Genomic DNA, 21,882 nt, shown 5'->3' on the forward strand with positions numbered 1-21,882 from the left:
GCGCGCGAGTGTTTCGGACTGCCCTACATACAGACCCGCCCGCTATCCCGATAATTTTCCCGTTCCCCGAGCCGGCCGCGCATCGCGCCGCCGTCGTGCGGCTCGCGGATATCGTCCGCGTTCCGGCATCGCCGCGACGCGTCTCCCGATTTGCGCATTGATTCACCGGTCTTCGTCTCATGCCCATCCGCCATCTCTTCGCGTCCCATACGGACGCCAGCGCGCCGTTCGCGTCGATTGACGACGATGCGCACGACCTGAGCCTGCTGAACCGGTATCAGCGCTTCACGCTGTACGGCGGCGCGGTCGTGCTGTCGCTCGTGATCCTGATCGCGGCCGGCATCCTGCTGGTCGGGTCGGTGCGCGACTACATCGCCGAGCGCCGCGACCTGTTCGCGACGCACAAGGCGCTCGTGCAACTGGAAATGGATGCGAAACAGGCATCGATGCGCCGCGCGGTGATCAATGCCGAGCTGTTGTGGAACGGCCATCCGCCGCATGCGCGCGAAGCCTCCGATGCACTGAGAAAAGACGGGCACGTGCTGCTCGCCCCGATGCCCGGCGTGAGCGAAATCTTCGTGGCCGCGTCGCCGAAGGCGCTCGCCGACCACGAAACCGATCGCTACGTGCAGTTGATGGAGCGCCAGACGATTTCGGTCGCGGCGGCCGAGCGGCAGACCGGTCGCGCGGTGCGCGGCTACGCGTACAGTCCTGACCGCAACGTGATCGCGATCACGCCGCCGCCGTCGATGCCGTATCCCGACCTGCTCGCGCGCATCGGCGTGCGCGACACGCATGCGTTGATCCAGCACCTCGCGTTCGACGCTGCCGACTGGTCCGATCCGGCCGTCGCGCGCTACTGGCGCCTGTCGCGCCGGATCGCGTGGCAGGCGCCGGCGATCGATCCGCTGACCGGCAAGACGGTCTTCCGTCTCGTCGAACCCGCCTTCGACGGTCAGCAGCATTTCATGACCTTCGTGAGCGACTTCGACGTCGACGTGATCGCCGAGCGCATGAAGCACGCGCCGGCCGATGCCGTCGCGATGCTGATCGACGAAAACGGCCGCGTGCTGCTCGATGTCGACCGCACCGGCGACGCGGAGGACGGCGCCGCGCTGATGAAGCACGCGCTGGCCGAAGGCACGTGGCGGCGCGGCCTCGCGCATTTCGACGAAAGCTACCGCCACGGCGTGTTCACGATCAGCGACCGGATCTCCGACACCGGCTACGCGATTGTCTATGCGTACTCGTGGCGCACGATCGCCTTTGCGATCTGGTCGACGATGCTGCGCGAGTTCGGCACGACCGCGACGATCCTCATCGTGCTGTGGACGCTCGTGATCGCGTTCGACCTGCGGGTGTTCGCACCGCTGTTTCGCCGCTCGCGCCGCGTGTTCGAAAGCGAGCGGATGAGCCGCACGATCGTCGCGACCGCGCCGTTCGGCATCGGCCTCGTATCGCCCGACACGCGACAGGTGCTGCTGCGCAACCGGATGCTCGAACTGTACGAACGCGAGGCCGGCGATCCGCCGCTGCACGAGCGGCTGCTGGCGCACTACCGCGAACACGCGGACGCGTCGCCCGTGCAGCTCGACGTCGAACTGCCGGTGACGCTCGACGACGGCCGCGCGCGCGACCTGCTCGTCAACTTCGTGCGCGTGCGCTACAAGGGCAAGGATGCGCTGCTGTGCAGCTTCTCCGACATCACGACGCGCGCCGACGCCGAACGCGCGCTCGACAGCGCGAACCGCGCGAAATCGACGTTCCTCGCGACGATCAGCCACGAGATCCGCACGCCGCTGAACGCGATGCTCGGCAATCTCGAACTGCTCGACAAGGCGCCTGACCCGAGCCGGCAGAAGCCGCGCCTGCATGCGGTCACGTCGGCCGCACGGATGCTGCTCGACATGCTGAACAACGTGCTCGACATGACAAAGATCGAAGCCGACCGGATGACGCTCGAAGCGACCGGTTTCCGGATCGACGAGCTGATGCGCGACGTGGCGGACCTGTTCGAGCCGGTGGCCGGCGCGAAGGGCATCGCGCTGCGCATCGACGTCAATCCGGCGGTCACGCACACGTATCTCGGCGACCCGATGCGCGTGCGGCAGATCGTCGTGAACCTGGTCAGCAACGCGATCAAGTTCACCGACCGCGGCGCGGTGGCGTTGTCGGTGTCGGCGCCGTCGGGCGACGCGACGCCCGTGACGATCCGCGTCAGCGATTCGGGCATCGGCATGACGGCCGACCAGCTGGCGCACGTGTTCGAGCCGTTCGCGCAGGCCGACGAATCGATCGCGCGCCGTTTCGGCGGCACGGGCATCGGCCTCGCGCTGAGCTACAAGCTCGCGGAATCGATGGGCGGGCGCATCGACGCGAACAGCGTGCCGGGCGTCGGGTCGACCTTCGTCGTCACGTTGCCACTGCCGCTCGACCGCCAGCCGGGCGCGGCCCAGGCGCTTTCGAGCGACGACGCGCCGGACGTGCGCGTGCTGTTCGTCGACGACAATCCGGTCAACCGTTCGCTCGTCCACGATCAGCTGGACGTACTCGGCTATCAGGCCGATATCGCATCGAATGTCGCGGAAGCGCTCGATCTGGTGGATCGTCACGACTATGCGGTCGTGCTCACCGATCTGAACATGCCGGGCCTCGACGGCTACGCGTTCGCCCGCGTGCTGCGCGAACGCGGCCGCGTACAGCCGATCCTGGCGGTCACCGCACATGCCGAACCGGACGAGTTGCGGCTGGCGTGGGAAGCGGGTATCGACGAAATCGTCACGAAGCCGACGTCGCTGAAATCGCTCGAGCAGGCGATCGCGAAGTACGCGGGGACGTGGCGGCGGCCGACGTATCCGCCCGTACCCGCGCGCGCCCCCGGCCCGTTGCCGAAAGACCTGCACACGGTGCTCGTCGATGCGACGCGACGCTCGAGCGCGACCATTGCGCGGGCGTTGCAGGATGGCGATCTGAAGGTTGCGCGTTCGGAGATTCACAGCATGCGCGGTGCGTTCGCGATGATCGGCGAGCGGGAGATTTCAGGGCTTTGCGCGTCGATGGAAGCGCTGGCGCTGGCCGGGGATGCGGCCGCGTTCGCGCGGGAGTTCGAGCGCTATCGACAGAGCGCGAACGAGATCCTGATGCGGCGTGCGGCGGGCTGATCGAATCATCGATTGAAACGATTTCTGACACATCGGGAATGAATCGACGACGCAGTCAGCCGACGCGATCGCGCCGGATTCGTTATGCAGCAAGCGTCGATGCATAGGCCGGATGGCCAACATCGATAAATTCGTACGTGACCGATCCATCACGCCGGGTGTTCTCGACTACAGTGGTTGCACGTTTTCGCCAGGGTTCTCAGGCCGCTTCGACATGCGATGCATGTGAGGAAGCGGTACTCGAAATCCGTTGCGTAAACGAGCGCGGCCCGCAGGTGAAACAGCACCTGCGGGCCGCTGACCACAACCAACTTCCAAGGAGTTGACCATGGCTGGCGCGAATCATAACGCACCGATGTATTTCCGCGATCGTTTTGTCTCCCCTCGTTCGTCTCTTCAATCCCGCCGCATCGTTCCGCATATCAGGCTCGCCGACATGGCGCCGCCAGTCGTGCATCTGTGGATGAAACTGTCCGGCCGATGGATCGAGGCGGCGGGTTTCGATCCCGAACAGCGTCTGCATATCGAGGTGTCGCACAAGCGGCTGGTGATCACGCCGATCGATGAGGCGGACCCGAGCCCTGCCGGAAAGGATGGATTTCCCGATGTCGATTGCGGCACCGGGCAACAGCGGCAACCGTCGATGATGGCGGAGGAGGCGTAATGAACTACGACGCATCGAATCAACACCCCGACAACGTGCCGGACGATTTCGACTATTACGACGTCGGCGAACTGGCGGCCAAATCCGTGCTCGTACTGAAGCTCAACGCATTGATGGCGTCGCGCGGCCTGACCGAGGAAGAGGCGGCGACGCTCGCCGAAATGGCACGGCCGGTGGTCACGCCCGAGCAGCGCGAGCGGCTCCGGAACGTAACGCTGGATCAACTGATGCTGACGCTGGCGTCGTTCGGCCAGCATGTGGAGATCGTGGTGAAGCCGGCGGGGGAATTCGGGCCGGCGGGGATTACGGTTTCGGTCTGACTAAGGGCCCGCCGCTACGGGCCTTCACGTCCGGCGTCGCGATGCTTCAGCCGGACGTGCGCTGAAATACGACAGTCCGACGCGCTTGTCTGCAACGGACAGCACGAGAAAAGCAACCAATCGCAATGATCAACGGGATGGACAGTCAACCGATTCGAACCGATGCCGATTACGAGGCCGCACTGCAGGCGGTATCCGCGCTTGTCGAGTTTGATCCCGCGCCAGGCACACCGCAGGGCGAAGAACTGAAGGTTCTGGCGGACCTGATCGCACGCTACGAAGCGGAGCACTTCCCGATAGAAAAAGTGTGTGGCGGCCGGAAGCGCATCAGCGCTCGCATAAGGCAGCGTTAGGAGTAGGTGCTATCGAATTGCATAGCATGACTACGGCCGGGCCCAACGGCCGCCGCCGAAGCGGCTCCGGTGCCACACTCGATCAATTTAACGTGAACAACCGTTACAACCAATCGGACCAGGCTGATTCTCTTCGAGTCGTGCGCGGAGTGCAGCGAACTCATCCGCCATCTCGTCGTATGCCGCCTTGATGGCCGGATCGGCAAGCAGGCGCGCCGTGTCGGCCGCAGTATGCGGCACCGGAACATACCGATCTTCGTTTGCGCAAGAATCTGTCATCGTTGATTGCCTCCTTCGATTACCTGCGGACAACACCCGCAATGCTGCGCGAACGAAGTTCAAATATAGCGGCCATACGTGCTCGACACAAAAGAAAAAAGCCGCCACTGTGGTCCACGGCAGCGGCCTGACCGGCGAATCACCCGATCCGCCGTCTTCCTGATACACCCACTTACTGCTGGATCGTCGCCTGCCCGGCCAGCTTGTCGACCAGCGCCGTCATCGCGCGCTGCTGCGCCTGCGCTTCCAGCTGCTGACGCAGCACGTTCTTCGCCGCCTCGAAGGTCGGCACGACCGTCGCACGCTTCTCGTCGAGTTTCACGATCGCGAACGCGTTGCCGACCCGGATCGGGCCCGCGACGGCGCCCGGCTGCAGCGACGTGATCGCCTGCGCGAGCGGCAACGGCAAACCGCCCGTCTTCCCCTCGGCCACCGGCGTGCGCAACTCGACCCACTGCGCGACGCCGCCGTTCGGCGTCGTGTTGTACTTCTTCGCGACCGCGTCGAACGCCGCGCCCTGCTTCAGCTCCGCGACCAGCGCGTTCACTTCGGCCGGATCGGCCACGGCGATCACGTCCGCGCGATATTCGAACTGCGCGGCATTCGCTACGACGTCGTCGTAACGCGCCTTCACCTGCGCGTCGGTCACCGCTTGCGGGCGCAGGTTGTCGCGCAGGTAGAGATCCGTCGCCGCGACCGTGCGCGCCCGCATCACGACGCGATTCACTTCGGGGCGGCTACCGTAGTTGGCCTTTTCCGCCGCCTGCTCGACCAGGTGCTGGGCGATCAGCTCGCGCTTGGCCTGCGCGCGCAATTCGGGCGTGGCGGCCTGCCCGGTGGCTTCGATCATGCTGTCCACGTCGCTGCGCGCGATGGGCGTGTCGTTGACGACCGCTTCGACGCCCGGCGGCAGCGGCGTTTCGGTTTTCGTGCCTGCGGCGCGTGCGACAGGGGCGCCGCAGGCGCACGCGAGTGCGATCAGGGTGGAAACAATGGAAATGTGATGCTTCTTCATGACGATTCCTTCATCGATGGAGGGAGGTGCCGCACGCGATGGCGGCCGTGTGGAGGTGCGGCAGCTTCACCGCGGACAACCGACCGGGTCGGTGCCTGACAGGCCGCGCGCGCGATCGCGTCACGACCAGACCTGAAGCGCGAGCCGGTCGAGCCGGCCGCGCGTTGCCGAGCAGAGTCACCGCCGTCTGCGAGGCACAGGTGACCGACGGAGGGAACGACAGAGATGAATGCCCTGCGCTCGCATGTGGCAGCGTTCTCCCAACCTGCGACCCGAACGGTGCAGATGCGACCGAGCCCACCGGTCGCCGCAAGGCATTCACCTCTCGCCATCCTGACCGGGCCGCGCCGGCAACGTCGCTCGTGCCGGCCTCGCGCGGAGAAAAATGCGCTGCCCGGTGAACGGGCAGCGCGTCCAACGAAGCGTGGCTTCGGATACGAGGTATCGGGCGCGTACCATGCAGATGCCCGACCTACGCATTGTCGAAGCGCATCCGGCATCCGCACAATCAGCCTGGTCCTATTCCGCACGACGTCACCGTTGAATCGTCGACGTCTCGCGCGCGTTCATCGTCACGGCGAGCGGCGGAAATGCAGCGACGCTGCGCATCGCGCCATAGAACTTGTTCATCGCAACGTCGATCCCGTAGTTCGGTAGCGTGCGGCCGAGCCCGTGGGAGAACAGCGTCTCCGGTCGCAGCGGAAAACAATGATCGAGCAGGAAGCGCGCACCAGCCGGCGAGATCGTGTACGCGCAGATCCCGTAGAACTCGAGCAGGTCCATCACGAGCACGGGCCCGCGATCGGTGCGGAAATCGTCGACGGCGTGCGCGAGCGCCGCTTCGTCGAAGCGCATCGTCACCGGCGTGCGGCTGTTGAAGATCGCGCCGCGCAGGATCGAATCGAAGTTGTAGCCCCATGCGACGAAGTCGTAACGGCCGGCATGCGCGGCGAGGAACTGCATCGCCGTTTCGTCGAAGTCCGGGCGGAAGATCGCGTCATCCTCGACGATCGTCACGAGTTCGCTGCCTGCGGCGATGTCGGTCCACAGGCGATGCGTGGTCATCGCGATGCCGATCGCGCCGCGCGTGTACGGCAACGCCGGCGCGAACAGGCCGCTTCGTGCGATATCGTCGTCCGACAGCGCCCGACCGTCGATCGCGTCGACGAATTCGAATGCGAGCGTCGGATTGTTCGCACGAAACGCGTCGCGCCGGCCACGCTCGCCTTGCAGCGAGATCACGCGAAGCGTCTTGCCGACGGACGGCGTATCGACGGCGCAAGCGCGTACAGGTGCGATGGTTGCGTCGCGAAGATCGGTAACGGGCGTCGACATCGTCACCACCCCGTCACGATCGAAATGCCGAACACGATGCCGACGACGATGCCGATCGTCCGTCCCTGCAACATCGGCTTCAACGCCGCCGGCTCGTAGAACGGATCGACCACATCGTTGCGGTTGCGCCATGCGGTCACGAGCGGCGGCACGAGCAGCAGCATCGCCATCAGCAACGCGGTCGCCATCGTCACGACCATGCCGCTCGACGACCAGCGCGTGCCGAACTCGACCGCCACGTGGACCATCCCGACCGTGGCCGCGCTCGCGACCATCCCGATCACGGTGCCTTTCACCAGAAAATCTGCTGCGCTCATCGTCAGTACTCCCTGTCTGATAGTTGCCGAACGACGTCGGCCGGAATACTGCGTATTACAAAGATCGCTGCACGCGATCTCTATCAGACGAGTCTTATTGGCGAACGGCGAACCCAAAAATAGGACTGGGACTACAAACGTGACTGAACGGCGCGTTCGTTACCGGGGGATGCATCGCGGAGCCTCATCGATTCGGACTAGTCTTATTCAGTTGCCGGGTGCGGATCCATAAAGTGGACGTCAAGCCGGCGCCATGCTGCTTGTGCCCATGCGTGCAAGCCGCTGGCGCCCTCACGACGAACCCCGCCACCGGCCGCTGCCTCGAACGCGGCCGGCCCTCCGGAGCCCCGACATGCAGATCTCGCCTCACGACACGCCCACGCTCGCCGACACCGACGACACGATGCTCGCCACGCAGGCCGATGCCGCCTCGGTCGATGTCGATGACGACGCCGTCTCCACCGCCACACAAACGCTGATCGAGCGCGGCGAAGTCGAATCCGCCGCCCAACTGGCTGCCGCCCATTGGAAACTGCGTCCGGCGTCGCCGGCAGCGGCATTCAACTGCGGCTATGCGATGCAGATGGCGGGACGCCACGCGGATGCGATCGCGCCCTATCGCCGCACGCTCGAGCTCGCGCCCGCGTGGCCGTCGCTGAAGAACAATCTCGCGCTCGCGATCCGGCTGACGGAAGGCGATCCCGATCTGGAATTCGCGCTCATCGAAGGTGCGCTCGACGACGATCCCGACGACGCACGCGCGTGGACCAATGCGGTGGTCACGCGCATCGACCGCTTCGATCTCGACGGCGCATTGCGCGCGGCTACCCGTGCGGTCGCGCTGGCGCCCGACAGCGCGCTGGCCGTGAACAACGCGTCGACGGCGATGAAGGAAGCGCAATGGTGGGGCCAGGCCGAAACGCATGCGCAACGCGCCGTCGAACTCGCGCCGCACAACCCGACGTATCGCCACAATCTGTCGCTGCTCCAGCTCGCGCGCGGCGATTTCGCGTCGGGCTGGCCCCATTACGAAGCGCGCTGGGAAGGCTCGGCCGAACTGCGCGGCAACCTGCCGGTGTTTCCCGCGCCGCGCTGGCGCGGCGAATCGCTGAAGGGCAAGACGCTGCTCGTGTGGGGCGAACAGGGTCTCGGCGACGCACTGCAGTTCTGCCGCTACGTGCCGCTGCTCGCAGAACGCGTGCATCGCGAAGGCGGCCGGATCGTGTGGAACGCGTTTCCGGTGCTGGGCGGCCTGTTCGGGCGCAGTCTGGCAACGCATGTCGACGTGTTCGACACCAGCACGCGCATCGAGGATCTGCCCGCGTTCGACGTCGAGCTGCCGCTGATGAGCATCCCCGGGATGCTCGGCCTCGACGGCGACGCGCTCGCCGCGACGACGCCGTACCTCCACGCCGACGCGGCAGCCGTCGACGCGTGGCGCGCGGCGCTCGCGGGCGAAAAGCGGCTGAAGGTCGGCCTCGCGTGGACGGGCAGTCTGTCGCACCAGCGCAACCGCTTTCGCCGCGTGGGGCTCGAACGTTATGCCGACGCGTTCGACCCTCTGCAGCAGGACGTCGCGTTCTACTCGCTGCAACCGGGCGCGCAGCACGACATCGAAGCCGCCCGCGCGGCGGGTTTCGTCGTGAACGACTGCACGCGCGAATGGCGCACGGTCGACGATACCGCCGCCTTCGTCGGCGCACTCGATCTCGTGATCACCGTCTGCACGTCGGCCGCGCACCTGAGCGGCGCGCTCGGCCGGCGCACGTGGGTGCTGCTCGATGCGAACCCGCACTGGGTCTGGCAGCACGACCGCCGCGACAGCCCGTTCTACCCGAGCGCGTCGCTGTATCGGCAGACGACGTTCGCCGACTGGCAGCCGGTCATGGACGCGGTCGCCGCCGATCTTCGTCGGCTGGCCGGCTGACCGCCGCCACGCCGACAGGAGATTCGCCATGGATTACAACCTCTGCATCGTCCGCCCGCCGGACTACGCGCATTCGGGCGCCTTCACGGAACTCGCCGAGGCGATCGCGTACGGGCTCGAAGATCTCGGCCACGCGGTTCACTTCAACGAGAACACCATGATGTCAGATGCACGGAACATCCTGATCGGCTGCCATCTCGCCGATCCACGCGCGACCGAGCACGTGCCGGCCGACACGATCGTCGTCAACACCGAGCAGCTGCACGTCGACGAACAGCCGTGGAACGAGGCCATCTACCGCTGGGCGTCGCGATACGAAACCTGGGACTACAGCGAGCGCAACCTCGCGAAGCTGCACGGCCTCGGCATCGGGCATGCGCGCTACCTGAAGCTCGGCTTCCATCCGAAGCTGCGCCGCATTCCGGATGACGTCGAACAGGACATCGACGTTCTGTTCTACGGCACGATCGGCCCGCGCCGCGCGGCGATTCTCGATGCGCTGCAGGCGCGCGGGCTGAACGTCGGGATCGTCAGCGGCGGCCTCTACGGCGCCGAGCGCGACGCCTTCATCGCGCGTGCGAAGGTCGTGCTGAACCTGCATCACTACGCGTCGCACATTTTCGAGGTGGTACGCGCGTTCTATCTGATGACGAACGGCAAGGCGATCGTCGGCGAGGTGTCGCCGACGACGTCGGTCGATCCCGATTACGCCAACGGCTTCCGTGCGGCGCCGTACGACGCGCTGGTGGAGGCGTGCGTCGAACTCGTCCGCGATCCCGCGCAACGCCGCCGGCTCGAAGCCGACGCGCTGGCGACGATCGGCAGCCATCCGCAGGCCCGGTCGCTCGCGCCGCTGCTGGCCGCGCACGCGGTGGCGGCATGACGACGCCGCGTCGCGAGCCGCCGACGTCGGCGCGATCGCCACAGCGCGCCGACAGCGTGTGCTGGTCGCCTGTCCACAGGCGGTTTGACAATCCCTGACGCCATCGGGCACGAGTCCTAACCCGTTGACGCGCAGTCCGATCGAAGTGCCCTTTCCGATCGCCCGCAGTCCGATGGTCTCGCCCCGTCATCGCTCCTAGACTCGCCGTACTGCCCGAACGCACCGTGCAACGCACCGGGCAGCACCTCGCTCTGCGGAGCGTTGCACGAACGCGGACGCGCCGCCATTCCGGACGGTGCGCGACGGCAAGGATGGCGGATGAAATGAACAAGAAGCACGGGCCGCGCAGCGAGATCGTCGTCTGCATGGTCGATGTCGCGGCGATCGTCGCGATCGCGGTACTCACGCACCACGGTTCGCTGTGGAATCTCGACGCGCTCGCGATCGAATGGCTGCTGATCGGCGTAAGCGCGCTGCTCGCGGCGTTCCTGCTGCGCCTGGCGGGCATCGGCCTCGATGGCCGGCCGCGCCCCGCGACGCGCTATGCGGTCCGCACGCTCGCGCTGTGGCTCGTCGTGCAAGGTTTCGTGTTCCTGAAGATGATCGCGCTGACCACCGCGACCGTGATGATGCTGACGTGGTTCTTCGACTGGACGATCGAGGTCGGGATCGTACTGGTCGTATTCCGGGTCGCACTGAGCATCGCGCGCCGGCGCAGCCTGCGCGTGCCGGCGACGCCCGCCCGCATCGCGGTCGTCGGCAGCAGCGAGCGCCTCGCGCGGATCGTCGCGTCGCTCGATGCGGCCGGCGATACGCGCTACCGGCTCGTCAGCGCGTATTGCACGGCCGGCCGCGCGACGACGCTCGCCGGCGACGCGCTCGTCACGACCGATCTCGCCTCGTTCGCCGCGTGTGCGCGCCGCCAGCGGGCGGACGAAGTGTGGATCGCGCTGCCGCTCGCGGAAGACGCCGCGATCACGCGCGTGATCGACGAATTCCGCAGCGACTTCGTCGAGCTGCGCCTGATGCCCGACGTGAGCCGGCACGCGCTGTTCGGCAGTCAGGTCGACGAAATCCTCGGCGAACCGGCGATCTCGCTCGCCGCGCCGCCGCTGTCGCGCGGCGCGCTGTGCGTGAAGGCCGTCTTCGATCGCGTGTTCGCGGCCGCCGTGTTGATCCTGCTGATGCCGCTGCTGCTCGTCATCGCCGTGGCGATCAAGCTGAGTTCGCCGGGCCCGGTGATGTTTACGCAGAAGCGGCGCGGCGGCGACGGCCGCACGTTCGACATCTACAAGTTCCGCACGATGCGCGTGCATGTCGAACAACCGGGCAAGGTCGAGCAGGCGACCCGCAACGACCCGCGCGTGACGAAGGTCGGTGCGTTCCTGCGCCGCACGAGCCTCGACGAACTGCCGCAGTTCATCAACGTGCTGTTCGGCGACATGTCGGTGGTCGGTCCGCGTCCGCACGCGGTGGAACACGACGCGCAGTACCGCACGCTCGTCGACGGCTACATCCACCGCTACCGGATCAAGCCGGGCATCACCGGCTGGGCGCAGGTCAACGGGCTGCGCGGCGCGACCGAACAGCTCGAAAGCATGCAGTCGCGCGTCGAATACGACCTGTACTACCTGCGCAACTGGTCGTTCGCGCTCGACCTGCGAATCATCGGCGCGACGGTGCTGAAAGGGATCGTGCATCCCAACGCGTACTGAACGGCGCATGCCGTTCGGCGCCGCGGCATCGCCGCCGCGGCTGCTTCGATTGACCCGGCGGCCCCTGCTTCGGCAGCCCGCTCCTGCGCCGCCGTCTCCGGCGCGCGGCGCAACTGGAAGGAACTCATGACACCCTCGATCGCATCGGCGGCCGCGCGCCGCCACGGTGCGCTCGCGCTCGTCCTGACGGCCTGCGTAGCGCTGTCAGGATGCGCGTTCGCGCCCGGCATGAAGATGAACACGTCGTATCTCGGCTGGCTCGCCGACGCGCCGGACGACGGCGCGCCCGCGCCGGCCGCGGCCGACTCGCGCGCGGCCGAAGCACGCGCCGCGGCCGCGTCGACCACGGCCGGCACGCCGGTTCGCGCGCCGCTCGCGGGCGGGGATGCCGTCGCCACGCCGCCGATCGTCGACATCGATCCGGCGCTGATCGCGCGCCAGCGCGCGGCCCGGGATGCGGCCGCGGCGGCGTTCGACACGCCGGCCGCATCGCGCGCGTCGTCGGCCTACCGGATCGGCCCGGGCGACGTGCTGCAGATCACCGTGTGGGATCACCCGGAACTCGCGGCGGCCCAAGGCGGCGCACAGCAGACGCCGCCGCGCGCGGCCGACCCGGTTGCCGGCTTCGTCGTCGACGACCGCGGCAACCTGACGTTCCCGTATGCCGGCGCGCTGAAGGTCGCCGGCCTGACCGCCGCCGACGCGCAGGCGCGGGTGAAGCAGGCGCTCGGCAAGATCTACCGAGACCCGCAGGTCACGTTGCGCGTGGCATCGTTCCGTTCGCAGCAGGTGTACGTCGACGGCGAAGTCCACACGCCGGGCGCGCTGCCCGTCAACGACGTGCCGATGACGCTCGCCGATGCGATCGCGCGCGCCGGCGGCTTCACGCCCGGCGCCGACCAGAGCGACGTGACGATCGTGCGCGACGGCACGCCCGTGCGCATCGACCTGGCGCGCCTGATCGAGCGCCACCGCGACCCGTCGCGCATCGTGCTGCGCGGCGGCGACCTGCTGCGCGTCGGCGCGCGAGACAGCAACGGCGTGTACGTGATGGGCGAGGTCAACCGGCCGATGCTCGCGTTGCCGAAGCGCGACGGCCGTCTCACGTTGAGCGACGCGCTGCTGCAGGCCGGCAGCATCAATTCCAATACCGCCGACGCCGCGCAGATGTTCGTGATTCGCGGCGCGCAGGGCCGCACGCCGACGGTATTCCATCTCGACGCGCGCTCGCCCGTCGCGATGGTGCTCGCGAACCAGTTCGAGCTGGAGCCGAAGGACATCGTCTACGTCGACGGCAACGGGCTCGTCCGCATCAGCCGCGTGCTGAGCCTGTTGCTGCCCAGCGTGAACACGGGCGTCGCCGCCGGGATCGCCACGAAATGAGGCCGACCCCGCCCCCCTTCCTGCTCGCCGTCTGCGAAGGCAACGTGTGCCGCAGCCCGCTCGCGGCCGCGCTGCTCGCGGCGAAGCTGCCGCACGCGCGGACCGGCTCGGCCGGCCTCGCGCCGCCGAACGGCCGGCCGGCCGACCCGCTGGCCCGCGAGATGGCCGCCGCGCGCGGGCTGAACCTCGACGCGCATGCGGCCCGGCCGGTGACGGCCGCGCTGTGCGCGCAGGCCGACCTGATCTTCGTGATGGACGGCGGGCAGCGCCGCGTGCTCGAAGCGCGTCACCCGTTCCTGCGCGGCCGCGTGTTCCGTCTCGGCGAGTACGCGCGGATCGCCGACGGCGCGCCGCTCGGCCTCGACATCCCCGACCCCTACCGCGGTACGCGCGACGACTTCGTGCGCTGCGCGGCGCTGATCGATCTCGCGGTCGGCAGCTGGCTGCCGCGGCTCGCCGCGCGCTGGCCGCACATCACCGCCTCCTTCTCCGGACCCCAGTCATGACGAGTTCCGCTTCCCCCGAACGCGAGATCGACCTGATCCGCGTGCTCGACGTCCTGCGCCAGGCACGCTGGACGATCGCGTCGATCACGGCGGCCTGCGTCGCCGCCGGCGCGCTGTATGCGTTCGTCGCGCCGCCGATCTACCAGGCCGACCTGATGATCCAGACCGACGATGCGACCGACGCCGCGTCGAAGAACCTGCTCGGCGATGCCGCGTCGTTCTTCAACGTCGCGTCGCCCGCGTCGGCCGAGGCGCAGATCCTGTCGTCGCGGCTCGTCGTCACGCGCGCGGTGGAAGACCTGCGCGCCTATATCGTCGCGGCCCCCGCCCGCGTGCCGGTGATCGGCGCGTTCGTCGCGCGCTTCAACGACGGCGCGGTGAAGCCCGGCCTGTTCGGTTTCGGCGGCTATGCGTGGGGGCAGGAGCGGATCGACGTCGTGCGCTTCGACGTCCCGACGCGCGCGGAAGGCGACACGTTCCAGGTCGTGCGGCTCGACGACACGCGTTACCGGCTCACCGGCGCGAACCTGACGGCCGATGCGGTCGGCACGATCGGCCGCACGGAAACCTTCGACACGCGCTACGGCCCGCTGCACCTCGACATCACCGGCTTCGACGCGCTGCCCGGCACGCGCTTCACGCTGGTGCGTCAATCGCGCGCGGAAACGATCGACACGCTGCGCACCGCGCTCGACGTCCAGGAGAAGGTGAAGCAATCGGGTGTGCTCGTCGCGTCGCTACGCGGCCACGATCCCGTCGACATCAGCGCGACGCTCAACGCGATCGCCAACCGTTACGTCGAACAGAACATCGCGCGCCGCACGGCCGAGGCCGCGCAATCGCTCGCGTTCCTGAACGAGCAGCTGCCGATCGTGAAAGGCCAGCTCGAGCGCGCGGAAACGCGTTACGCGACCCTGCGCAGCCGCACCGGCTCGGTCGATCTCGAGGAAGAAGGCAAGGTCGTCCTGCAACAAGGCGCCGACCTGCAGACGCGCCTGCTCGAACTGCAGCAGAAACACGACGAACTGTCCCGCCGCTTCCTGCCGACGCACCCCGACATGGCCGCGCTCGACGCGCAGCTCGCGACGTTGAAGCGCCAGCAGGGCGCGCTCGACGCGCGCATCGCCCGGCTGCCCGCCCAGCAAAGCGAGGAAGTGCGCGCCCGGCTCGACGTGAAGGTGAACGCGGACCTGTACACCGCGCTGCTGAACAACACCCAGCAACTCGAACTCGTGCAGGCCGGCAGGACGGCGAGCGTGCGCGTGGTCGACGCGGCCGTCGCGCCGGCCGATCCGGTGCGGCCGAACCGGCCGGTCGTGATCGCCGCCGCCGCGCTGGCCGGCCTCGCGCTCGGGCTGATCGCCGCATTCGCGCGCGAATTCCTGTACGGCGGCCTGACCGCCGTCGACGAGATCGAGCGCCACACGTCGCTGCCGGTGCGCGCGGTGCTGCCTGCCGCCGCCCGTCAGCGCAAGCTGATGCGCGCGGTCGAACGTCATGACGCGGGCCTGCACGTGCTCGCGTACGACGATCCGTACGAACCGGCGATCGAAGGGCTGCGCAGCCTGCAGACCGCACTGCACTTCGCGCTCGCCGATCGCGCGCATCCGCTGGTGCTGGTCACGGGCCCCGCACCCGGCACCGGCAAGTCGTTCGTATCGGTCAACCTCGCGGCGGTGCATGCGGCGAGCGGCCGGCGCGTGCTGCTGATCGACGGCGATCTGCGCAAGGGCTATCTGCACCAGTACTTCGGACTCGAACGCGGTGCGGGCTTCGCGGCGCTGCTCGCCGGCCGCGCGCACGCCGACGACGCCATCCGGCGCAACGTCGCGCCGAATCTCGACTTCCTGCCGACCGGCGAACTGCCGAGCGCGCCGACCGCGCTGCTGCAGCAGGCCGGCCTCGGCGCGCTGCTCGCGTCGCTGCGCGCGCGCTACGACCTCGTCGTCATCGATTCCGCCCCGCTGCTCGCCGCCACCGACTCGACCTGGCTCGGCGCCCATGCCGACGCGACGCTCCTCGTCGCACGCGCGGGCTCGACGCGGGCCGGCGAACTCGTCGAAGCCGCGAAGCGCCTGCCGCAGCAGCCCGACGCCCAGCCCGGCGTCGTGCTGAACGGCCTCGATCCGCGCACGGGCGCGTCGGCCTTCGGCTCGAAATACGGCGGCTACCGCTACGAAGCGTACCGCTACACGTGCGACGCGCGGCGCTGTACGCACCTCGCCCGCCTGCGCGCGGCACTTCAACGTCTGCTGCGGAGGTCCGCATGAGCGACATCGCATTCGCGCCGTCATTCGACGAGCGCGCGCCCCTTCAACCCGACACGCACCCAGCGGCTTCGACCCCCGCCGCGCCGCCGCTGCGCATCGCGCTCGTCGTCGAAGCCGCCGGCGGCGGTGTCGCCGTCCACCTGACCGACCTGATCGCCGGTCTGCACGCACGCGGCTACGCGGACATCCACCTGATCGCGCCGCTCGGCGAGCGCTTCGACGACGCGATGCTGGCCGACGCGGCCGCGCGGTGCAAGACCGTGCACCGGCTGCCGCTGCGGCGCGCGGTCGGCGCACACGACCTGCGCGGCATGCTCGCGCTGCGCCGGCTGTTGCGCCGGATCCGGCCCGACATCGTGCACAGCCACAGCTCGAAGGCCGGCGCGCTCGCGCGCCTGTGCCGCGGGCCCTGGAAGCAGGTCTACACGCCGCATGCGGTCTATACGCTGAACCCGACGCTGTCGCCCGCGAAGCGCGCGTTCTACGGCAGCGTCGAGCGCGTGCTCGGCAATGCGTGCTCGGACGCGGTGATCGCCGTGTCGCAGGACGAAGCCGATCACCTGCATGCGCTCGGCATCGCACGCGAGCGCATCCGGCTCGTCGAGAACGGCGTCACGCCGCCGATGCTGCTCGCGCGCCAGGCGGCACGCATCGCGCTCGGATTGGCCGATCACCCGTTCGTCGTCGGGTTCGTCGGGCGGTTCGATCACCAGAAGGGGATCGACCGCCTCGTGCGGATCGCGCGCGTACTCGACGAACGCTTCGGCAATCGCGTGCAGGTCGTCGCGGTCGGCTCCGGCGATTTCGACCGGGCAGCGGGCGACGAGGCGCACGACCTGCCGGCGAACCTGCGCATCGCGGGCCGCGTCGACGCCGCGCGCCGCTACTTCTCCGCGTTCGACCTGCTCGCGCTGCCGAGCCGCTACGAAGGGTTTCCGTACGTGTGCCTCGAAGCCGTCGCCGCACGGGTGCCGATCGTGGCGACGCAGGTGTCGGGCGCGACCGAGCTGATCGCCGACCACCGCGTCGGGCTGACGGTATCGAACAGCGACGATCCGGCCGCGTTCGCGTCGATGGTCGGCCGGCTCGTCGAGCATCCGGCCGCGCACCGGCTGATGCGCGAACAATGCGCACGCGCCTACCCCCATTTCTCGGCGGACGCGATGGTCGATCGCACGCTCGCCGTCTATCGCGACCTGCTGCGGGAGAACGCATGATGAGCCGCCCCGTTCACGTGGCGCTGCTGCACGCGTACAGCGCACGCAATTCCGGCGACGGGCTGCTCGTCGAGCTGTCGGTCGGGCTGCTGCGCGGCGCGTTCGGCGCCGACACGCGCGTGTCCGTCGTCGCGGCCGATCCCGCGTCGTTCCCCGCTCATCCGGACGTGCGGCCCGCGCCGGTGCTCGCCGCCGGCGCCGCCGGGCGGCTGATCGGCGCGGCGATGGCGGCGCTGCCCGTCGGCGCCAATCCGGCGCTGGCCGACCTGCGCGGCCTGCTGAAACAGGTCGACCTGATCGTCGGCGTCGGCGGCGGCTACCTGCGCGCGCGCAACAGCGTCGAGGCGCTCAAGCTCGAAGCCGGGCACCTCGTGCAGATGCGTGCGGCACGCGCGGCGCGCAAGCCGGCCGTCTATCTGCCGCAGAGCATCGGCCCGGCTGCCGGCAATGCGATGCTCGCCGGCCACCTGACGTCGCTGCTCGCGGGCTTCCACACCGTGTTCGTGCGCGACGATCGTTCGATGGCGCTGCTCGCCGCCAACCCGAACACCCGGCGGGCGCCCGATCTCGCGGTGCTCGAATTCGGCCGCCGTGCGGCCGGCCTGCGCGAGCACGCGCATGTGCCGCCGGCCCGCCCCGGCCACATCGCGCTGGTGCTGCGCCGTCCGCCCGCGTGGAACGCCGCGCAATGCGCGCGTTACCACGCGCAGACGGAAGCGTTGATCGAACGGCTCGGCGCGTTCTGCCGCATCACGTTCGCCGTGCAAAGCACGGGGCGCGGCAACGACGACGCCGCGTACTACCGGGAACGCGGCTTCGACGACACGCGCACGCTGAAGGACGTGCTCGCCGGCGACACGCCCGATGCGGTCGTCTCCGTGCGCCTGCACGGCGCGCTCGAGTCGATCCTGCATGGCGTGCCGGCCTATCACCTGAGCTACGAGCGCAAGGGGTTCGGCGCGTATGCCGATCTCGGCGTCGGCCACTGGGTCGCGAACGCGGCCGATTTCGATGCGAATGCGGTATGCGACACGCTGTTCGCCCCCGACGCGCTGCGCCGCTTCTGGACGCAGACCGACACCGGCATCGCGCGGCTCGCCCGCGAACGCGAGCGAATCGTCGCCGCGCTGCGGGCCGCGCTCCACGACGGAGCGGCGCGATGAAGGCCGCATCGTCGCGCCTCGCGCTGCGGGTCGGTGCGCTCGGCCTCAAATTCGTGCTGACGATCGTCGTCGCGCGCACGCTCGGCTTCGAAGCGGTAGCCGTCTATGGTGTCGCGCTCGCGGTGTCGGTCGTCGCGTCGAAGGTACTCGGCCTCGGCTTCAGCACCGAAATCAACCGGCGGCTCGCCGGCCCCGATCCGCGCGACGCGATCCGGACCTGCATGCGGCTCTCCGTGCTGTATGCGGGCGTCTATGTCGTGCTGTGCGGCGCGGCCGCGCTGCCGGTCGGCGCGTTCTTCGGGCGGCCGCGGGCGGGCGCGCTGGCCGACGTGCCGCTCGTCCTGGTAACGCTCGTCGCATGCGCCGAACATGCGGCGCTCGAAGTCAACACGTGGCTGTTCTCGCTGCATCGCGCCCGCGCGGCGTCATGGCTGCTGTTCGTGCGGACCGGCGCGTGGGCCGGCGTCGCGGTCGCCGCGCTCGCGACGCGCGCGATCGGGTCGATCGACGCCGTGTTCGCGCTCTGGTTCGCCGGCGACATGCTGGTTGTCGCGCTCGGCTGGCTGCTGATTTCGCGCACGGCGCGCCGGCTGCCGGCGATGCCCGCGCTGTCGGCCACGCGCTTGCCGCTCGCGACGGTCTGGCGCAGCGGCGCGCCGTTCTTCGTCGCGTTGCTGCTGCTGTCGGTGCTGCAGTATCTCGAACGCTTCGTCGCATCCGCGATGCTCGATGCGGGCGAGCTCGGCCGCTACGTGTTCGTCTGGTCGATCGCGAACGCGATCCAGACGATCGCGTCGGCCACCGTCGCGGCGGTCGCCGCGCCGCGCCTCGTGCGTGCGCTCGACTGTCCGCGCAACGCGCCGAGGGCATTTCGCGGCGAACTCGCGCAGGCGCTGCGCGGGTCGGTGATCCTGACCGGCGCGGCCGCGCTCGCGATCGTCACCGTGCATCCGTGGCTGTTCCGGCTCGCGCATGAAGGCAACGACCTGCCGTCGACGGTCATCCTCGCGATCCTGCTGCTGTCGTTCGTGCTGCGCGCCGCGGGCGACGTGCTGTGGGCCGCCGCCGTCGCGTTGCGGGCAGGCCGCGTGGTCGCGTGCGTGATGGCCGTGCTGACGCTCGTGTGCGTACCGATGACGATCGCGCTCGTGCATGACGGGCACGCGATCGGCGCAGCCGTCGCGCATCTCGTCGCGAGCATCGCGGTGTTCGCGTGGCTCGCATGGATCGTGTCGTCGCGCGCCCCGACAGCGCGCCGCGCCATCCGGCCGGGAGCGGCCGATGCTGCGTAAGCTGATCGCGAGCGGTCCGCTGCTGAGCCGCGGCTTGCGGGATGCCGTCGCCGCGTGCCTCGCGCTGCTGTACGTCGGCGTCTATGCGAATGCGCGCGCGCTGCTGCCGGAATTCATCTTCCGCGACGCGGACAAGATCCAGACGCAGATCGGCGGCGGCTCGACCTACGACGGCTCGTCGTTCGACGCGGTCGGCAAGCTGTACCAGGCGCTCGGCGGCGCCGGCACGGCCGTGTTCGTCGTCGCGCTGGGCGTCGCCACGATCTGGATCGCGCTACGCGCGACACGGCGGCTCGGCGCGCTGGTCGCTCATCTCGCGTTGATTGCGCCGTGCCTGTTCTTCAACCTGTTCGTCGCGAGCAAGGACACGCTCGTCGTCGCGATGTCGATCGCGGTGCTCGCCGTTGCGCGCGTACGCGGGCCGGCCGGCGCGATGCCGATCGCCGTCGTGCTGTATCTCGGCTATGCGGCGACGATCCGCAGCTACTTCGCGTTGATCGTCGCGATCGCGCTCGCGGCATGGGTGTTGCGCCGGGTATCGACGCTGCCGAGGCTGGCCGGCGCGCTGCTGGTCGTCGCCGTGCTGGTCGCGCTGCCGAATGCGGCCTATACGCTGCTTCAGCAGCCGCGCGACCTCGCGGTCGACTATCTCGTGTATGCGTCGCCGTTCGGCGCGCGCACGAGTTTCTACAATCCGTTTCCGCCCGATTCGTTCGTCCATTTCGCGGGCAACTATGCGTATTCGCTCGTGCGGCTCAACCTGTCGGTGCTGTTCTCGTTCGATCCGAAGGGAGTCGCGATGCAGGCGCTGGTCGCGCTGTTTCTCTGCGCCGCATGGCGACGCGTTCCCGTGCGGCGTGCCGGTGAAGGCGGAAACGCGCTGCCCCGCAACGGCGAACTGCTCGCGTGCCTGCTGCTCGGCCATGTCGCGGTCTCGATGCTGTTCGAGCCGGATCTCGGCAGCTACCTGCGGCACCTGTCCAGCGTCGCATTGTTCGCCGTCGCGCTGTGGTCGATCCGCACGCGCGAGCCGGCTTGACGGTCGGCTACGGCTACGGCTTCGACGTCGTCGCGCGCAGCGACGCGCGGGCCGCATCGAGCGCGGGCTTCGGCGACCGGTCCGCGCGCACGAGCCCGTAGCTGCGCTGCGCCGCATCGCTCGCATTCGCCGTATCGGCCCATTCGTAGACCGACAGCAGCGGCGTGCCGAGCGTCGCGCGCGCATCGAGCAGCATGCGCACGCGTCGTGCCTGCCGCGCGTTGCCATCGACGCCCGCCGACGCCGCGCCGTCTTCGGTCACGAGCGCCGGCAGGCCGTAACGTGCGCGAATGTCGCGCGCGGCATCGCGGATCTGCGGCGGCGTCATCCCGTACGCGTGGTACGACACGGCGTCGAGGCACGCGGGTGACGCGGCAACCATGCCGGCCAGCAGACGGTCGGGCACGCTGCCGGGCAGCGGCGGCCGTGCGAAGCCGAAGCCGACGACCGGAGCGGACGGCCGGCGCGCGGCCAGGCCGCGGCACACGCCTTCGGCAAACGGCGGGAAGGTGTGCGCGACGTCGCCGGTCGGCCAATAACGGCCCAGATCCGGTTCGTTCCACAGCTCGATCGCCACCAGCGCGCGGTCGTATCGCGCGGCGAGCTGCGTCACCGCGCCGGCCAAACGGGCGCCGGCCGCCACGAGCGACGGGCGGTCCGTCTTCGCTTCGCGCGCTCCATCGTCTTGCCCCAGCGGCGCGAGCATACGCACGGTCAGCAACACCGGCAGCCGAGCCGCGCGCGCCGCCGCGAATGCCTCGTCGACCTGGCGACGGTAGTCCGCACGATCGAGACGATCGGTCCATACGCCGAAGCGGATGAAGTCGAAGCCGGTCTGTCGGATCTGCCGCGCATCGGCGGGCGTCAACGACTGGATCTTCGTCTGGACGCCGACAAGCGGCCGGCCGTCGGACGCGGCCGGCCAGCGCGCACGGTCGTCGGCATGGGCGGGCGGAAGTGCCACGAAACACAGTGCGACGGCGACGAACAGCGTGGAAATCCGGAGCATGGGCAGGAGAACGATCGGGCATGCCGGCAGCATG

19 protein-coding genes are annotated in these 21,882 nt (G+C 68.9%); 14 read left to right on the forward strand and 5 right to left on the reverse strand.

The features are described 5' to 3' along the window. Window positions 1-179: 179 nt before the first annotated feature. The 4 genes from H0X95_RS07515 (at window position 180) to H0X95_RS07530 (ending at window position 4,498) form a co-directional block, all read left to right on the forward strand. The gene (locus H0X95_RS07515; protein WP_058902572.1) at window positions 180-3,161 is read left to right on the forward strand and encodes a sensor histidine kinase; all 2,982 of its coding nucleotides are present in this window, start codon (window positions 180-182) and stop codon (window positions 3,159-3,161) included. Window positions 3,162-3,489: 328 nt separating this feature from the next. Continuing rightward, window positions 3,490-3,825 (forward strand): SymE family type I addiction module toxin, encoded by a 336-nt coding sequence (locus H0X95_RS07520; protein WP_059720913.1) that lies wholly within the window; start codon window positions 3,490-3,492, stop codon window positions 3,823-3,825. Then, window positions 3,825-4,145 (forward strand): helix-turn-helix domain-containing protein, encoded by a 321-nt coding sequence (locus H0X95_RS07525; protein ID WP_059720914.1) that lies wholly within the window; start codon window positions 3,825-3,827, stop codon window positions 4,143-4,145. Before H0X95_RS07520 ends, H0X95_RS07525 begins: the two co-directional genes overlap by 1 nt. 137 nt (window positions 4,146-4,282) lie before the next feature. Next, window positions 4,283-4,498 (forward strand): hypothetical protein, encoded by a 216-nt coding sequence (locus tag H0X95_RS07530; protein ID WP_179107124.1) that lies wholly within the window; start codon window positions 4,283-4,285, stop codon window positions 4,496-4,498. Between the two features lie 87 nt (window positions 4,499-4,585). Here the strand turns inward: H0X95_RS07530 and H0X95_RS07535 are convergent, their stop codons facing one another. The 4 genes from H0X95_RS07535 to H0X95_RS07550 all read right to left on the reverse strand — a co-directional run bounded on the left by H0X95_RS07535 (window position 4,586) and on the right by H0X95_RS07550 (window position 7,444). Further along, the gene (locus tag H0X95_RS07535) at window positions 4,586-4,945 is read right to left on the reverse strand and encodes a hypothetical protein (protein ID WP_124633303.1); all 360 of its coding nucleotides are present in this window, start codon (window positions 4,943-4,945) and stop codon (window positions 4,586-4,588) included. A gap of 4 nt (window positions 4,946-4,949) precedes the next feature. After that, on the reverse strand, window positions 4,950-5,792 hold the full coding sequence (locus H0X95_RS07540; protein WP_058902569.1) for a peptidylprolyl isomerase: 843 nt from the start codon (window positions 5,790-5,792) through the stop codon (window positions 4,950-4,952). Window positions 5,793-6,326: 534 nt separating this feature from the next. Continuing rightward, window positions 6,327-7,127 (reverse strand): glycosyltransferase family 25 protein, encoded by an 801-nt coding sequence (locus H0X95_RS07545; RefSeq protein ID WP_206533007.1) that lies wholly within the window; start codon window positions 7,125-7,127, stop codon window positions 6,327-6,329. A 2-nt stretch (window positions 7,128-7,129) separates the two neighbouring features. After that, on the reverse strand, window positions 7,130-7,444 hold the full coding sequence (locus H0X95_RS07550) for a hypothetical protein (RefSeq protein WP_023477308.1): 315 nt from the start codon (window positions 7,442-7,444) through the stop codon (window positions 7,130-7,132). A gap of 352 nt (window positions 7,445-7,796) precedes the next feature. Here H0X95_RS07550 and H0X95_RS07555 point away from each other — a divergent pair, with 352 nt between their 5' ends. The 10 genes from H0X95_RS07555 to H0X95_RS07600 all read left to right on the forward strand — a co-directional run bounded on the left by H0X95_RS07555 (window position 7,797) and on the right by H0X95_RS07600 (window position 20,839). Beyond that, a complete protein-coding gene (locus tag H0X95_RS07555; protein ID WP_058902566.1) occupies window positions 7,797-9,371 on the forward strand; it encodes a hypothetical protein in 1,575 nt (524 codons plus the stop codon). Window positions 9,372-9,399: 28 nt separating this feature from the next. After that, on the forward strand, window positions 9,400-10,254 hold the full coding sequence (locus tag H0X95_RS07560; protein WP_058902565.1) for a hypothetical protein: 855 nt from the start codon (window positions 9,400-9,402) through the stop codon (window positions 10,252-10,254). Window positions 10,255-10,577: 323 nt separating this feature from the next. After that, entirely contained in the window at window positions 10,578-11,969 is a 1,392-nt protein-coding gene (locus H0X95_RS07565; protein WP_058902564.1) for an undecaprenyl-phosphate glucose phosphotransferase, read from the forward strand. A gap of 126 nt (window positions 11,970-12,095) precedes the next feature. Continuing rightward, window positions 12,096-13,352, forward strand: coding sequence for a polysaccharide biosynthesis/export family protein (locus H0X95_RS07570; RefSeq protein ID WP_058902563.1), 1,257 nt, complete (start codon window positions 12,096-12,098; stop codon window positions 13,350-13,352). Beyond that, window positions 13,349-13,858, forward strand: a complete 510-nt coding sequence (locus H0X95_RS07575; RefSeq protein WP_058902562.1) for an arsenate reductase/protein-tyrosine-phosphatase family protein — start codon at window positions 13,349-13,351, stop codon at window positions 13,856-13,858. The genes H0X95_RS07570 and H0X95_RS07575 overlap by 4 nt, the downstream gene beginning before the upstream one ends. Continuing rightward, complete coding sequence (locus H0X95_RS07580) at window positions 13,855-16,128, forward strand: polysaccharide biosynthesis tyrosine autokinase (RefSeq protein ID WP_059720917.1); 2,274 nt, start codon at window positions 13,855-13,857, stop codon at window positions 16,126-16,128. The genes H0X95_RS07575 and H0X95_RS07580 overlap by 4 nt, the downstream gene beginning before the upstream one ends. Beyond that, window positions 16,125-17,345, forward strand: coding sequence for a glycosyltransferase family 4 protein (locus H0X95_RS07585; protein WP_058902561.1), 1,221 nt, complete (start codon window positions 16,125-16,127; stop codon window positions 17,343-17,345). Before H0X95_RS07580 ends, H0X95_RS07585 begins: the two co-directional genes overlap by 4 nt. Beyond that, entirely contained in the window at window positions 17,345-18,508 is a 1,164-nt protein-coding gene (locus tag H0X95_RS07590; RefSeq protein ID WP_043888605.1) for a polysaccharide pyruvyl transferase family protein, read from the forward strand. The genes H0X95_RS07585 and H0X95_RS07590 overlap by 1 nt, the downstream gene beginning before the upstream one ends. Next, window positions 18,505-19,800 (forward strand): lipopolysaccharide biosynthesis protein, encoded by a 1,296-nt coding sequence (locus H0X95_RS07595; RefSeq protein WP_058902560.1) that lies wholly within the window; start codon window positions 18,505-18,507, stop codon window positions 19,798-19,800. The genes H0X95_RS07590 and H0X95_RS07595 overlap by 4 nt, the downstream gene beginning before the upstream one ends. After that, window positions 19,790-20,839: a hypothetical protein gene (locus tag H0X95_RS07600; protein WP_196446013.1), complete on the forward strand. Its 1,050-nt coding sequence runs from the start codon at window positions 19,790-19,792 to the stop codon at window positions 20,837-20,839. The genes H0X95_RS07595 and H0X95_RS07600 overlap by 11 nt, the downstream gene beginning before the upstream one ends. 13 nt (window positions 20,840-20,852) lie before the next feature. On the opposite strand, the gene H0X95_RS07605 is transcribed toward H0X95_RS07600, so the two are convergent. Further along, complete coding sequence (locus tag H0X95_RS07605; protein ID WP_058903563.1) at window positions 20,853-21,848, reverse strand: beta-xylosidase; 996 nt, start codon at window positions 21,846-21,848, stop codon at window positions 20,853-20,855. Window positions 21,849-21,882 lie beyond the last annotated feature (34 nt).

It is taken from the genome of Burkholderia sp. 9779_493 (assembly GCF_015712215.1).
GTDB lineage: Bacteria > Pseudomonadota > Gammaproteobacteria > Burkholderiales > Burkholderiaceae > Burkholderia > Burkholderia cenocepacia.